Origin of the sequence: Gilliamella sp. Pra-s60 (assembly GCF_009795755.1) — a bacterium.
Taxonomy (GTDB): domain Bacteria; phylum Pseudomonadota; class Gammaproteobacteria; order Enterobacterales; family Orbaceae; genus Gilliamella.
Map to the genome: position 1 here is coordinate 310362 of NZ_WTFA01000001.1, position 16244 is coordinate 326605.

General features: G+C 35.8%; 11 protein-coding genes. 8 read left to right on the forward strand and 3 right to left on the reverse strand.

The features are described 5' to 3' along the window. Positions 1-40 precede the first annotated feature (40 nt). Positions 41-1444 carry an S-methylmethionine permease gene (mmuP, locus tag GQ596_RS01580; protein WP_160399929.1) on the forward strand — a complete coding sequence of 468 codons (1404 nt, stop codon included), beginning with the start codon at positions 41-43 and terminating at the stop codon, positions 1442-1444. Continuing rightward, positions 1437-2375 (forward strand): homocysteine S-methyltransferase, encoded by a 939-nt coding sequence (gene mmuM, locus GQ596_RS01585; RefSeq protein WP_370516473.1) that lies wholly within the window; start codon positions 1437-1439, stop codon positions 2373-2375. Before mmuP ends, mmuM begins: the two co-directional genes overlap by 8 nt. Positions 2376-2566: 191 nt before the next feature. Here mmuM and guaB read toward each other — a convergent pair whose 3' ends face one another. The 3 genes from guaB to ubiG all read right to left on the reverse strand — a co-directional run bounded on the left by guaB (position 2567) and on the right by ubiG (position 6363). After that, positions 2567-4033, reverse strand: coding sequence for an IMP dehydrogenase (gene guaB / locus GQ596_RS01590; protein ID WP_160399931.1), 1467 nt, complete (start codon positions 4031-4033; stop codon positions 2567-2569). A gap of 185 nt (positions 4034-4218) precedes the next feature. Beyond that, positions 4219-5559: a gluconate transporter gene (gene gntT, locus GQ596_RS01595; RefSeq protein ID WP_337189496.1), complete on the reverse strand. Its 1341-nt coding sequence runs from the start codon at positions 5557-5559 to the stop codon at positions 4219-4221. Between the two features lie 99 nt (positions 5560-5658). Beyond that, complete coding sequence (gene ubiG / locus GQ596_RS01600; RefSeq protein WP_160399933.1) at positions 5659-6363, reverse strand: bifunctional 2-polyprenyl-6-hydroxyphenol methylase/3-demethylubiquinol 3-O-methyltransferase UbiG; 705 nt, start codon at positions 6361-6363, stop codon at positions 5659-5661. A gap of 227 nt (positions 6364-6590) precedes the next feature. Here ubiG and GQ596_RS01605 point away from each other — a divergent pair, with 227 nt between their 5' ends. From GQ596_RS01605 to GQ596_RS01630, 6 genes are all read left to right on the forward strand, one after another. Next, on the forward strand, positions 6591-7952 hold the full coding sequence (locus GQ596_RS01605) for a sodium-dependent transporter (protein ID WP_202113711.1): 1362 nt from the start codon (positions 6591-6593) through the stop codon (positions 7950-7952). Between the two features lie 348 nt (positions 7953-8300). Then, positions 8301-10175: a molecular chaperone HtpG gene (gene htpG / locus GQ596_RS01610; protein ID WP_160399934.1), complete on the forward strand. Its 1875-nt coding sequence runs from the start codon at positions 8301-8303 to the stop codon at positions 10173-10175. Positions 10176-10360: 185 nt separating this feature from the next. Then, positions 10361-11203, forward strand: a complete 843-nt coding sequence (licT, locus tag GQ596_RS01615) for a BglG family transcription antiterminator LicT (protein WP_160399935.1) — start codon at positions 10361-10363, stop codon at positions 11201-11203. Between the two features lie 192 nt (positions 11204-11395). Next, positions 11396-13306 (forward strand): beta-glucoside-specific PTS transporter subunit IIABC, encoded by a 1911-nt coding sequence (locus GQ596_RS01620; RefSeq protein ID WP_160399936.1) that lies wholly within the window; start codon positions 11396-11398, stop codon positions 13304-13306. A 3-nt stretch (positions 13307-13309) separates the two neighbouring features. Beyond that, complete coding sequence (locus GQ596_RS01625) at positions 13310-14701, forward strand: glycoside hydrolase family 1 protein (protein WP_160399937.1); 1392 nt, start codon at positions 13310-13312, stop codon at positions 14699-14701. Positions 14702-14910: 209 nt separating this feature from the next. Continuing rightward, the gene (locus tag GQ596_RS01630) at positions 14911-16242 is read left to right on the forward strand and encodes an OprD family outer membrane porin (protein ID WP_160399938.1); all 1332 of its coding nucleotides are present in this window, start codon (positions 14911-14913) and stop codon (positions 16240-16242) included. Positions 16243-16244: the final 2 nt, after the last annotated feature.

Sequence of the window (16244 nt, forward strand, 5' to 3'; positions counted from 1 at the left end):
TAATTTAAACATAATAACAACGAATTGAATAAAACAGCTTATGAATACACAACAGTCAAACTCATCAAACGAAAACCAATTCAAACGTACCATGAAAACGCGGCATCTTATTATGCTATCACTTGGTGGCGTTATTGGTACAGGTCTCTTTTTTAACACAGGCTATATTATTGCAACCGCAGGAGCCATTGGCACGATTATCGCCTATTTAATTGGCGCCTTAGTGGTCTACTTAGTCATGTTATGCCTTGGTGAATTAGCTGTTGCCATGCCAGAAACAGGAGCCTTTCACACTTATGCCTCTCGATTTATCGGTCCAGCAACAGGCTACACGGTTGCGTGGTTGTATTGGTTAACTTGGACTGTTGCTCTCGGCTCAAGCATTACTGCAGCAGGCTTTTGTATGAAACATTGGTTTCCAAATACACCTATTTGGCTATGGTGTTCTATTTTTTGCGCAGTCATTTTTGCGCTAAACATCATTACAGCACAGTTTTTTGCTGAAAGTGAGTTTTGGTTTTCGATCATTAAAGTGATCACCATTATCATCTTTATTATTGCTGGTGCCGCGGCTATTTTTGGTTTTGTTCCAATGGAGAACGACATCCCTGCCCCATTTTTACATAATATCACCGATAATGGTTGGTTCCCTAATGGCATCACCCCGATTATTATGACGATGGTATCGGTCAATTTTGCCTTTTCAGGGACTGAACTTATAGGTATTGCCGCAGGTGAAACAAAAGAGCCAGAAAAAACAATCCCATTAGCCATTAAAACCACAATTTTACGGCTTATCATCTTTTTTATTGGCACCGTTTTTGTCTTAGCAGCATTATTGCCAATGGATCAAGCTGGCGTTATCGAAAGTCCTTTTGTGACCGTTTTTGAAAATATTGGTCTACCTTATGCGGCTGATTTTCTTAATTTTGTGATTTTAACCGCCATTTTATCGGCTGCAAATTCGGGACTTTATGCTTCTGGACGCATGTTGTGGTCGCTTTCTAATCAAGGAACATTACCTAAAAGCTTTAGCAAACTCACTAAAAAAGGTATCCCCGCATTTGCTATTCTGGTTAGTATGTTAGGAGGCTTATTAGCATTGTTAACAAGTATTATTGCACCTGATACCGTCTTTGTTGCCTTAACCGCAATTTCAGGTTTTGCCGTGGTGGCCGTTTGGTTGAGTATTTGCGCCTCACACTACTTTTTTAGAAAACAGCTATCGGAAACAGAACTCAATGCCTTAAAATATAAAGCACCGTTTTACCCGCTTGTGCCTATTTTAGGATTTATTTTGTGCTTAATTGCCTGCATTGGTTTAGCATTTGATCCTGAACAACGCATTGCACTCTATTGTGGTATTCCATTTGTAGTATTGTGTTTTATTGCACACCATTTTACCCAATCTAATCCAAAGCAGGCGGCACCAAATGATCAATAACAATCCTATTAATGAATTACTAAAGCAGAAAAAGCATATCATAATTGACGGTGCACTTGCGAGCGAGTTACAACGCCGTGGGTGCGATCTTAACGACAGTTTGTGGTCGGCAAAAGTATTAATAGAACAACCCGAACTGATTCGCCAAGTTCATTATGACTATTTTAGTGCTGGCGCAGATTGCGCCATTACCGCCAGTTATCAGGCCACACCATTAGGATTTGCTAAAAAGGGGATCACACTAGATCAATCCATCAAACTCATAAAAACCAGTGTCGAGCTTGCCAAGCAAGCGAAATGGCAATACCTTGATGAAACAAAACAAAATAAAACACTACTAATTGCTGGTTCAGTTGGTCCTTATGGTGCTTATCTTGCAAATGGTTCAGAATATACGGGGGATTATCAACTTTCTGAATCAGAATTTATTGATTTTCACTATGACCGCATCAAAGCATTGGTTGAAGCAAAAGTCGATCTACTCGCTTGCGAAACACTCCCCTCTTTTGCTGAAATCAAAGCTCTCACAAAGCTTCTTGAAAAATTTTCAACTATAACGAGCTGGTTTTCGTTAACATTAAAAGATGCCAATCATCTTAGCGACGGCACCCCACTATCTTTGGTTATCGAATATCTTAATCACTGCCAACAAGTGGTCAGTGTTGGTATTAACTGCATTGCCTTAGAAAGTGTTACCGCTGCGTTAGAATCGTTACAAAAACTCACGCAAAAACCACTGATTGTCTACCCCAATTCTGGAGAACAATACGATCCAAGCACCAAACAATGGCATAAAAATCATCATCACGATTGTACCTTTGCCAATCAATTACCTATCTGGACAAAACTAGGGGCTACGTTGATTGGTGGGTGCTGTCAAACAACACCAAACGACATTAACGAAATTGCAAGATTATTAAAAGATAGCTGAATCACTTAACATTTGGGCGTAGCAACCTATGATAATCAAATCATATTAATTAAAATCGTCCAAAACCTTACAATAAAAGATAACAAAAAAACAGTCAGGAAAGGTATTGATTTTATTGAAGTTTTTATTCTGTGGTTTTTATGTTAAATTTAAGATAATCAAAGAGATAAAAAGAGGGTTTCCCCTCTTTTTTATACTCCAGCTCTATAATTAGGTGGTTCTTTGGTAATAAGAACATCGTGAACGTGGCTTTCTTTCATACCTGCCCCCGTAATACGATAGAATTTAGAATTGGTTCTTAATTCATCAATCGTTGCACAACCTGTTAATCCCATACAAGATCTTAATCCTCCCATTTGTTGGTGGATAATTTCTTTTAATTGTCCTTTATAGGCAATACGCCCTTCTATACCTTCTGGCACGAGTTTATCTGCAGCGTTATCGGTTTGGAAATAGCGATCAGAAGATCCTTTAGCCATAGCACCAAGCGATCCCATTCCTCGGTATGATTTATAGGCTCGGCCTTGGAATAATTCAATTTCGCCAGGAGCTTCTTCAGTACCAGCAAACATAGAACCAACCATGACACAAGATGCACCTGCAGCAATCGCTTTAGCAATATCGCCAGAAAAACGAATTCCGCCATCAGCAATAACAGGAATGTTGTGTTTTTGCGCCACTTCAACTGCGTCCATAATAGCACTAATTTGTGGTACACCAACACCAGTAACAATACGAGTTGTACAAATAGAGCCAGGTCCAATTCCAACTTTAACAGCGCTAACACCAGCATCAATTAGAGCTTTAGCCCCTTCAGCTGTAGCTACATTACCACCAATAATCTGGAGATCTGGATAGGTGTTTCTTGCTTGTCGAATACGTTCAAGCACACCTTCTGAATGTCCGTGTGACGAGTCAATTAATAATACGTCAACACCAGCTTCAACTAATGCGGCAATGCGTTCTTCATTACCTGCTGCAGCACCAACAGCAGCGCCTACACGCAAACGACCTTTTTCATCTTTGCAGGCATTCGGTTTTTGTTCCGCTTTGTTATAGTCTTTGACTGTGATCATTCCTTTGAGATGGAATAGTGAATCAACAACAAGAACCTTCTCAACACGGTATTCGTGCATTTTTTGTAGTACAATTTCGCGTTGTTCACCTTCATTAACGGTAACCAAACGCTCTTTGGGTGTCATAACAGCAGTAACAGGTAAAGATAAGTCAGTGGCAAAACGTACATCACGAGCGGTAATAATACCAACAAGTTCTTGGCTTTCGGTCACAACAGGAAATCCAGCAAAACCATACTCTTTAGCCAATTCAATAACCTGCTCTATAGTAGCAGTTGGTAAAACAGATACGGGATCTTGTACAATGCCACTTTCGTGTTTTTTAACACGTCTTACGTGATTGGCTTGACTTTCAATTGACATATTTTTGTGTATAAAACCGATTCCACCTTCTTGCGCTAATGCAATAGCAAGATCTGATTCGGTGACAGTATCCATTGCTGCTGACAACATTGGAATATTGAGCTTTATAGTTTGGGTTAATTGAGTAGAGATATCAGCTGTATTAGGTAAGACCGTTGAGTGAGCTGGGACTAATAGCACGTCATCAAACGTGAGCGCTTCTTTAATTATGCGAGACATGACAATATTCACCATTGAGTTGAATTGTTGATAAAATATTGCTGGAGCATTCTATCTGCTTTTAATAAAAAAGACTAGCAAAATTTTATTTTTTATTAAAATAAGAAATAAATAAAAACATAACGAAAAAACCTCACCAGTTAAATAAAACTGATGAGGTAAAAAAACAAACAATTAATGCTTAATTAAATGAACATATTAATCAGTAAACACCCGACTAATCCACAAACAGAAATTATTGTTTCTAATAATGACCATGATTTCATTGTTTCAGTAATACTTAAATTGAAATACTCTTTAAACAACCAGAATCCTGGATCATTAACGTGTGAAAACACAACACTACCGGCGCCCGTAGCAATAACCATCAATTCTGGACTTACACCTGTTGATGCTATTAAAGGGAAAACAATGCCACCTGCAGTCAATGCCGCAACCGTTGCAGAACCAAGCGCAAGTCGAAGTAATGCGGCAATTAACCAAGCCATGATAATCGGGGAAACATTCGATGCATGCATCATTTGTTCAATGTAAATTTTTACACCACTATCAACAAGTACCTGTTTAAATGCACCACCACCGCCAATAATCAATAACATCATGGCAATAATTTTAATTGAATCAACCAAAGTCCCATTAACTTCAGCCATAGAGCGCCCGCGTAAAATACCAAAGGTAAATACCGCAACTAATACTGAAATTAAAGTAGCTATAACAGGATCACCCAGAAATTCGACATAAGGTAACACTGCATGTCCTTTATCTAAAGTCATATCGCAAACTGCACGAATAGACATTAAAATAACTGGAATTAAAGCAGTAAAAACACTTACAGCAAAACTTGGCATTTGATCATCAGTAAATTTTTTAGAATTATATAAACCTTCTTCAATTGGATGATTAATTGCACGAATAAATGGTAATCCAGCTAATACCGGTCCGGCTAAAATGACTGTTGGGATGGCGATGATAGTACCATAAAGTAAAGTTCTTCCCATATCGGCTTTAAAAATTTCAGCAATCGCAGTCGGTCCGGGATGCGGAGGTAAAAAGCCATGCGTAACAGACAATGCAGCAGCCATTGGGATACCAACATATAAAGGAGATATTCGTAATGTTGCAGCAATGGTTAACACCAATGGTAATAATAAAACAAAACCAACTTCATAAAAAAGTGCAAAACCAACAATAAATCCAGTAAGCGTCACTGCCCACTGGATCTTTTTGTCACCAAATGTTTCAATAAGCGTTGTTGCGATACGTTGAGCACCACCACAATCGGCTAGTAATTTTCCTAGCATTGCACCAAAGCCCATAATTAAGGCTAAACTACCAAGCGTACCTCCTACTCCATTTTTAATTGATTTTACGACATCCATAATTGGCATCCCTTCCATTACACCAACACTAAGTGCAACTAGAATTAGTGCAATAAATCCATTAATCCGGAGTGGTAACATCAAAATAAGTAGCAGAGCTACACCTATAGCAATTATAATTAACGGCATAAATAGTTCCTCTAAAATAAAACAGTCCGTGTTATCGGTAACATGCGGAATTATAGTGAACTTTAAAAAAAATACTGAATAAAATATTAAAATTGAGATTTAGATCACATTTTTAAACTAAACTCTATTTTTTGCCATTACTATATAATTTATATCGACATTTGAACTTAACTTGAATTGATTTTTAAATAAATGATATTCCATACCAACAATACCTTCCACATCTAATTTTGCTTGTTCAACAAGTGTCATTAATTCTGATGGACGAATAAAACGGTTAAAGTCGTGCGTACCTTTAGGCACTAAGCGAGCAATATATTCAGCCCCATAAATTAATAATAATTTGGCTTTATGATTGCGATTAATGGTCGATAAAAACAGTTTTCCATCAGGTTTAAGTAATGTTGCGCAAGCTTGTATGATTGAAAACGGATCTGGTACATGTTCTAATAATTCCATACAGGTAATCACATCATAATGCGCTGGGTATTCCTGTGCATGTTCTTCAACTGTTTGTTTCTGATAATTAATCGTAAGACCATTTTGCTCAGCATGCATTTTAGCAACCGCAAGCGACTCTTCAGCAAGATCAATAGCGGTAACATTTGCCCCCAATTTGGCTAGGCTCTCAGACAATATCCCACCACCACACCCCACGTCTAAAACGGTTTGGTTAGTTAATGAACCGCATTTTTGTTGTATATAATCCACTCGCAATGGATTGATTATATGTAGTGGTTTGCATTTGCCATTTGGATTCCACCAATCGGCGGCAAGTTGTGAAAATTTATCAATTTCGTTTTGATCAATGTTTTGCGGCATGGTTACTCTTTTATATCATTAAAAATCTGAGTTTAACTATATGCTATGTGATTACTTTTATCAATCAATAGTCAAATTTTGTCTATTTTTTTCAGTATAGATGACTCATTAAGTTAATGAATTCTTGTTTATCAACTTATTTCGTGGCATGATTAAAAGTTCACTATAAAAGACGCACTTTTTTCACAATGCTGAATTAAACTAATTAAAATTAAAGGAAAATATTAATGAGTACGGGTACTATGAAAAAAAGCCACTCTCAGTGGAGCTCACGCATGGGGTTTATGCTAGCTGCGGCGGGTTCTGCTGTGGGATTGGGTAACATTTGGAAATTCCCTTATATGGCAGGACAAATGGGTGGTTCTGCATTTGTTCTAACCTATTTGCTATTTATGTTTGTTATTGGGTTACCAATTTTAGTTTTAGAATGGTTAATTGGTCGTCGTGGACAAAAAAATCCGATTCACACGATGGAAGACGTTGCCGCTTCAGAAGGTCATTCCAAGTCATGGCGTTGGGTCGGTATCATTGGTGTTGTTGGTTCATTTTTAATTTTATCGTTTTATAGTGTTATTGGTGGATGGGCGACTGATTACATTGTTTTAGCTGCACAAGGTTCTTTCGAAGGTGCAAATGGTGACATTACAGGGAAAATTTTCGAAAGCTTTCTCGGTAATGTAAACCACTTATTAACTTGGCATACTGTATTTATGGCCGTTACAGCATTTATTGTTGCAATGGGGGTTGGTGCTGGTTTAGAACGTGCCTGTAAGATTATGATGCCTGGACTGGGAATTTTATTATTAGTATTAGTTGGTTATGCTGCCTATGTGAGTGGCCCCTCTTTTACTGCAGCCTTTAAATTTTTATTTACACCAAACTTTTCAGCCATTAATGGTACTGCTATGTTAGCAGCCTTAGGACATGCATTCTTTAGTCTATCTTTAGGTATGGGGATTATGATGGCATATGGGTCATACCTTGGAAAAGATGTCAATTTGTTATCTACAGCTCGTACAGTCGTAATTTTAGACGTCATTGTAGCAATGTTATCAGGCATGGCTATATTCCCACTCGTTTTTGCTAATGGTTTACAACCTAGTGAAGGTCCCGGTCTTATTTTTGTTACTTTACCTATTGCATTTGGTAATATGGCCGGTGGTACTATTTTAGGTGTATTATTCTTTATTTTCTTAACTTTTGCGGCATTAACCTCTTCTATCTCATTACTTGAACCAACCGTTGAATTATTAGAAGAAAAAACACCGCTAGGAAGAAAATCAGCTACAATAGCAAGTAGCCTTGTTATTTGGGCTTTGGGTATTGCTTGTTTGTTAGCATTTAATGAATGGGCTGGAATAAAACTATTTGATAAAAATATTTTTGATTTACTCGATTACCTGACCAGTAAAATCATGTTACCGCTTACAGGATTAGGTACTGTGGTATTTGGTGCTTGGATGATGAATCAAAAACGTATCCGTGAAGAATTAAATTTAAGTCCTTTCTGGTTTAATATTTGGACTTTATTATCACGATTCGTTATTCCTGTTGCAGTTATCCTAATTCTTATTTATGGATTTATGTAATTGTCATTCAGTACAATATATTTTCGAGTTAAAAAGCCTTGATTCGTTCAAGGCTTTTTTTGTTCCATTTTTGTAGTGGTTTCAGTTAGGATTGTTAACAAAAAACAACCAAACAATATCTAAATAATAAATAAATTTACTCATTTCTATTGAAATTCTCTTTTTTATTCCCATATAGCAATACATCAATAAATCAAACCATTATGTTAATTTTATTCAATTAATACTAACTGACCGTGCACTAAGAAGCGGTGCAAAACGATAAACGTTGTTATAACTTGTTATAACAAGTTCATTTTTATTGTTAGCATTGATTGGAATGACTAAATATAATAGAGGTACTAGTTAATGAGTAAACAAGGTTCTGAAACCCGTGGATTTCAATCCGAAGTTAAACAAATTCTACATTTAATGATTCACTCTTTATATTCAAATAAAGAGATTTTTTTAAGAGAACTCATTTCGAATGCATCTGATGCAGCTGACAAACTCCGCTTCAAAGCATTAGAAAACCCAGACTTATATGCTGGCGATGGCGAACTTGGTGTGCGCATCTCAACCAATAAAGAAGCCGGCACCCTAACCATTACTGATAATGGTATTGGTATGACACGTGATGAAGTCATTGAAAACCTAGGTACAATTGCTAAATCGGGCACTAAGGCATTCTTAGAGTCTATTGGTAGTGATCAAGCTAAAGATAGTCAATTAATTGGTCAATTTGGTGTTGGTTTTTATTCCGCTTTTATCGTTGCAGATAAAGTCACAGTAAGAACCCGTGCAGCAACAGCAAAAGCTGACGAAGCGGTTATGTGGGAATCAGCCGGTGAAGGTGAATACACCATATCCGATGATAATAAAGAAACTCGTGGTACTGAAATCACTTTACACTTAAAAGAAGATGAAAAAGAGTTCCTAGATGATTGGCGTTTACGCTCTATTATCAGTAAATATTCTGATCACATTTCGCTCCCAGTTGAAGTTCAAACCACTGACGAAGAAAGCAAAGAAGTCAAATGGGAAAAAGTCAACAAAGCCCAAGCACTTTGGACACGCAGTAAATCAGAAGTGACTGACGAAGAATACAAAGAATTTTATAAACACCTATCACATGATTTTGCCGATCCATTAAGTTGGAGTCATAATCGTGTTGAAGGTAAACAAGAGTATACGAGTTTACTTTATATTCCATCAAAAGCACCTTGGGATATGTGGAATCGTGATAATAAACACGGTTTAAAACTGTATGTACAACGTGTGTTTATTATGGATGATGCTGAACAATTTATGCCTAACTATTTACGTTTTGTAAAAGGTTTGATTGATTCAAACGATCTACCATTAAATGTATCACGCGAAATTTTGCAAGATAATAAAATCACCCAAAACTTACGAAATGCGTGCACTAAACGTGTATTACAAATGCTAGAGAAACTGGCCAAGGATGACAAAGAACAATATCAACAGTTCTGGAGTGAGTTTGGTTTAGTGCTAAAAGAAGGAACCGGTGAAGATTTTACAAACCGTGAAGCGATTGCTAAATTACTTCGTTTTGCCTCAACGCATACTGATAGCGATGTACAAACCGTCTCATTAGACGACTACATTAGCCGTATGCAAGATGGTCAAGAAAAGATCTATTACATTACAGCCGATAGCTATGGTGCAGCTAAAAATAGTCCTCATCTAGAACTATTCCGTAAAAAAGGCATTGAAGTATTATTATTATCTGATCGCATTGATGAATGGATGATGAGTAATTTAACGGAATTTGATAGTAAACAATTCCAATCAATCAGCAAATCAGATGAATCTATTGAAAAACTTGCCGATCAAAGCAGTGAAGATCAAAAACAAGTTGAAAAAGAGCTTGAACCTTTTATCGAACGAGTTAAAACAGCATTAGGTGACAAAGTAAAAGAGGTCAAATTAACGCACCGCTTAACTGATACACCAGCAATTGTTACCACAGCAGCCGATGAAATGAGTACACAAATGGCTAAACTATTTGCTGCCGCAGGTCAAAAAGCGCCTGAAATCAAATACACGTTTGAAATCAATCCAGATCATAAATTGGTTAAACGTATTGCCGATACGCAAGACGAAAGCGCATTTAACGATTGGGTTGAATTATTACTTGATCAGGCTTTACTTGCTGAAAAAGGCTCATTAAGCGATCCAAGCAAATTTATTCAAACCATGAATAAATTATTAGCGCAATAATAACGTTAAACAATAAAATATCGCCTCGATACGCTTTAGCCTATCGAGGCTTTTTATTATACTGATTATTTTCAAATAAGTTATTAGGTAAAAGTTTGATATCTATCACACTTTTTTATATTTCTGCTTTCTATTTTCTCAATGGGATTGATAATAGCTAAATCTAAAAAATTAGATTAAACAGAATGAAAGTTCATAAAATACTAAATAACAATGTTGTTGTTACTCTAGATAAAAAAGGTAAAGAACTAATTCTTACTGGTCGGGGTATTGGCTTTAAAAAACGCGAAGGCGATTTAATTGATCCCAATCTTATCGAAAAAAAGTTTTCACTGGATGATAAAAACACTGTATCAAAATTTACCGAGTTACTGTCTCAGATCCCACTTGAGGTATTAACTACGTCTGAAATTATTATTAACCATGCAAAAAAATTTATTGAAGGCGATCTACAAGATAGTATCTATATTTCTTTAACGGATCATATTCATTCGGCTATTGAACGCCACAAACACGGTTTTGATGTACCTAATGGTTTTTTGTGGGAAATCAAAAAATTCTATTCTAAAGAGTTTAAAATTGGTTTATACGCTCTATCAGTCATTAAAGAACGTTTAGGCATTGAACTACCAGAAGACGAAGCAGGCTTTATTACATTCCATATTATTAATGCACAACTTGATGGCACTATGCCTAATATTGTTAATATGACCAAAATCATGCGTGAAATACTCAATATTGTAAAATATCATTTTAACTTTGAATATGATGAAGATTGCTTATCTTATCAACGCTTTGTTACTCATTTAAAATTTTTTGCACACCGCATATTAAATCAACAATCGCAAACACAACAAGATGTTTCGTTATATGAAATCATTCGTCAAAAATATAAAAAATCCCACTTATGTACTAAACAAATCGATCTGCATTTAATACAGCAATATCAACATCCGCTTTCTGATGATGAAAGTCTTTATTTAACCATGCATATTGAACGACTACGAACCGAACTTAAAAACTCATAATGTGAAGTAAATCACAATTTGATGATCATCATTGTAGAAGTCTTATCTGTTTTATTAAATTTATGCTAACCTAAACAAACTATTAATTGGATTGTTATTGCAAAGTTAAATTCGCTGACTTTGCAAGCAAAACCTAGCACCCTAAATTATTGGGGGGCTAGGTTTTTTTTTGTTCAAAAATAAGGATAAGGTATGAAAAACAAAGAACTTGCCGAATCAATTATTCAACATATTGGTGGAAAAGACAATGTTATCAGCTTAGTGCATTGTGCAACTCGTTTACGATTTGTACTAAAGGATGAAACTAAAGCAAATCCCGAAGTTTTAAAAAAACAAAAAGGCATAATAACTGTTGTACAAAGTAGCGGACAGTTTCAAATTGTAATTGGTAACAATGTTGCTGACGTTTATAGTGACATTATGCAGTTAACCAATCTAAATGAAACAACCAACACAAATACACAACCGAATAAAAAATCAAGTATATTATCTAAACTGATCGACTTAGTATCCAATATTTTTATTCCTGTGTTAGTTGTTATGGTAGCAGGCGGTATTTTAAAAGGAATACTTGCACTATTAATAACAATAGATGTCGTCCACAACAAAACATCAACTTTTAACTTTTTAAACGCCATATCCGACGCCCCACTCTATTACTTACCAATGATTTTAGGCTTTTCGGCTGTTAAAAAATTTGGTGGTAATCCATATATGGGGTTAGCAATTGGCGGAGCATTACTTCACCCAAGTGTTAGTAATATGATACCGCAAGGAGAGTTCTTACTAAAAACTCATTTATTTGATATTCCAATTGACTTAATTCCTTATGCCTCATCTGTATTCCCAATCATTTTAGCTGCATGGTTTTACTCGTTATTAGAACGAAACTTCAATAAAATCATGCATGATTCTTTTAAAAAATTTATTGCACCATTACTTAGCTTTATCATTACAGTACCATTAACCTTTGCGCTTATTGGCCCAGCAGTGACTTATGGTAGCGGTTATATAGCAAGTGGAATTGAATATCTCTATACACTTAATCCAATTATTGCATCAATGATTTTATCGCCACTTTGGCAAGTATTAGTAATTTTTGGCATTCATTGGGGACTTGTTCCACTTTGCTTAAATAATGTAGCAACAAATCATGAAGATTTCCTATTACCAATATTGTTCCCTGCGGTATTTGCACAAGTTGGAGCCGTATTTGCTGTTATGCTCAGAGCAAAAGATCCACAATTTAAAGCATTAGCAAGCTCTTCTGTACTATCTGGTATTTTTGGTGTAACAGAACCTGCTATTTACGGTATTAACTTACCCCTAAAAAGACCATTTGTGATTGGTTGTTTATCAGCAATTGTTGGTGGTGCGATTATTGGTTGCTACCATAGTGTGATTTACTCTTTCAGTTTTATTAATGTCTTCTCTTTTTTACAATTAATATCACCAGAACACGGCATTGATGATAAATTTTATGCAGTTGTTTTTGCCTGTGTTATCTCATTTGCTATTGCTTTAATCGCGACTTATCTGTTTGGTATACCAAAAGATAAAATTAGCATGATATCAAATAATGATATTTCTGAAAATCAAACAAATAACCAAAACACCACCAACCAAATAAATACCAATAATGTCACTATTTTTAGCCCAATGACAGGAAAGGTAGCGCCACTAAGCGAGGTTAATGATCCCACATTTGCCAGCGAATTAATGGGTAAAGGTATTGCTATTATTCCAACTATTGGCCAAGCTTTAGCGCCTGATGATGGTGAAGTTGTTTCACTGTTTAGAACAAAACACGCTATTGGTTTCCAAACTGATTCAGGTGCAGAAATACTTATTCATATCGGTATTGATACCGTTAAATTGGATGGTCAACATTTCGAAGCTCATGTAGAAACGGGTAGCAAAGTTAAAAAAGGCGATTTATTAGTGAGTTTTGACATCGATGCAATCAAGCAAGCTGGATTTGAAATAATCACACCGATAATCATAACAAATACTGATAATTATCAAGATATAGAATGTATTTTTAAACAAGACACGATTGAAAATGGTGATGCTTTATTAGCGTTATCTCAAAATAAGGAGTAAAACATGTCAACACAATTTCCTAATGATTTTCTTTGGGGCGGAGCTATTGCCGCCAATCAGGTTGAAGGCGCTTATCAAGAAGGTGGTAAAGGATTATCCACATCAGACTGCACGCCAAATGGCTTATTTGGCGATATTATTGATCGAAATAAACATGATATTGCCAGCATAAAAGATAATGCGATTGATTTTTACCATCGCTATCCAGAAGACATTGCTCTATTTGCCGAAATGGGCTTTACATGCCTTCGAACATCAATTGCTTGGACACGAATTTTCCCTAATGGTGATGAACAACAACCAAACGAAGATGGTTTAGCTTTTTATGATAAGTTATTTGATGAAATGGCAAAACACAACATCACACCATTAGTAACATTATCGCATTATGAAATGCCCTATTCATTAGTCACACAATATGGTGGTTGGGGTAATCGTAAAGTCATTGAATTCTTTACCCATTACGCTAAAACTGTATTTGAACGTTACAAAAATAAAGTCAAATACTGGTTAACATTTAACGAAATCAACATGTCATTACACGAACCTTTCACTGGTGTAGGGTTAGATAGAAACAGTACAAAGCAACAAATTTATCAAGCAATTCATCATCAACTAGTTGCCAGTAGCCGTGCTGTAAAATTATGTCATGACATGATTCCTGATGCCAAGATTGGTAATATGTTATTAGGTGCGGTAGCCTACCCATTAACACCAAAACCTGAAGATGTTTGGGCCGCGCACAATGAAAATCATGGTTGGTTATTCTTCGGTGATGTACAAGTTCGTGGTTATTACCCAACCTATATGAACCGATTCTTTAAAGAGCATAACATCAAACTAGAAATTACTGAACAAGATAAACACGATCTAAAAGAAACAGTCGACTTTGTTTCATTCAGTTATTACATGAGTTGCTGTGCAACTTCTGATGAATCTAAAAAAACTAAAGGTAACATTTTAGATATGGTACCTAACCCTTACCTTAAAGCATCTGAATGGGGATGGCAGATCGATCCAATAGGGATCCGTTACCTACTTAATTTACTTTATGAACGTTATCAAAAACCATTATTTATTGTTGAAAATGGACTTGGTGCTAAAGATAAATTAGAAGCAGATGGCACGATTAATGACGATTACCGTATTAACTATATGAATGATCACCTAGTACAAATCCGAGAAGCCATTAATGATGGTGTTGAAGTTATGGGTTATACAAGCTGGGGACCAATCGACCTTATTAGTGCCTCAAAAGCCGAAGTAACCAAACGTTATGGCTTTATATATGTTGACCTAAACCAAGATGGTTCTGGCACATTAAATCGTTATAAAAAGAAAAGCTTCTATTGGTACAAATCAGTAATTTCATCTAGGGGTGAAAATTTAAAATAGTAATCTGATCTTAATAAAGGGGATTACCACAACTGATCCCCTATGATTCTAAAAAATGGACAATACAGCATAAGCGAAATTGGCAATATGGAATATGTCAACAAAGGTAAAGCCTCATTAGAAAAGTAAAAATATTATTTATACATAATGGAATTAACTAAATAAAAAATTCATTTTTAATGAATAAAAATAAGTTAGGAAACATAACAATGAAAATAAAATGTCTTACACTAGTATTGCTGGGCTTATCAAGCTATTCAACACTAGCAAATGAAATTACTCATAACTCATTTTTACATAATACTTTTTTTAAAGATTCTAAACTTGATTTTTCTACTCGTAATCATTGGAAATATTTAAAAGAAAATGCATCCCAACCTAAAGAAGTACACAGCGCTTGGGGGCAAGCATTTAGCTTTGATTACAAATCAGGTTACTTATTTGATACCATTGGTTTTGATGTCACCTATGACAACATAATAAAACTAGGCGCCAGTGATTACTTCGCAACTCGAAACCTACTTTATAATGATGGCAAAGGTTATGATAAGCACAACGCTCACGGTTTTAATAAATTTACTCAACGTTATGCCAAAATTAAAGTTGGTAACGAAGCGATTAATTTCAAAGGTAAAGCGGGTTGGCATAGTTTGAAAGATTTTGGGGTAATAAGTTCATCAAGACACCTTACTCGCAATAGTTATCTTGGTTATAGTGGTACGCTAAAATATGATGATATTTATTTCTCATTAGCTTATATCGATAGCACCCTACCCCGCGAATCAGCTAAAAAAGTACATTTTTTAACAGCCGACCGTAAAAAAGTTATCGATAACATATCCACAGCAGAGATCGCCTATAAGGATAAAAATCTTACTTTAGATTACGCCTATGGTGTTGCCAAAGATTACCTAAAACGCCACGTAATTGAGTTATCTTATAAACCAACACAAAAACTAATTTTAGGTGGGCAATTCTATGGAAGTTATGCTCTTGATAACTATGATGCCATGAAACAAAACAAAAAAGAGTTTGAAGATCACGCATGGCACTATGCAACCGATATAGAATGGAAAGAACAAGACTGGAGTATGAAATTTGGTCTTGCCTACACTGATGCCAACAAACATAACGCTATCGGATATTATAATCGCCATTTAGGTAAAAATACTCGAGGACGCTTTAATGGATTAGCCGCTGCAGGTGCGGACTATATGCGTGATGGTGAACTTGTTTTTACCAGTGTGTTGACTTACGACTTTGTCAAAGACAATAGTACTGGATTATATATGAACTATGGTGAATTTAATTATAAACATGACACATTAAAAAATGGCGAAATAAACGTTTTTAACATCTGGAAACCAACCAGTGGCGTATTTAAAAACCTATCGATTTTATCTAAAGTAGGTTATGGCTGGTCTTACAAAACTATCAGTGGTTCAGATATTACACCAAGGCTCGACAAACATGGCAAAGCGCAACGTTCACCAACACTTTCAGCGGAAACGGTTATTGATTACCGATTTAACTTGTTATAAAT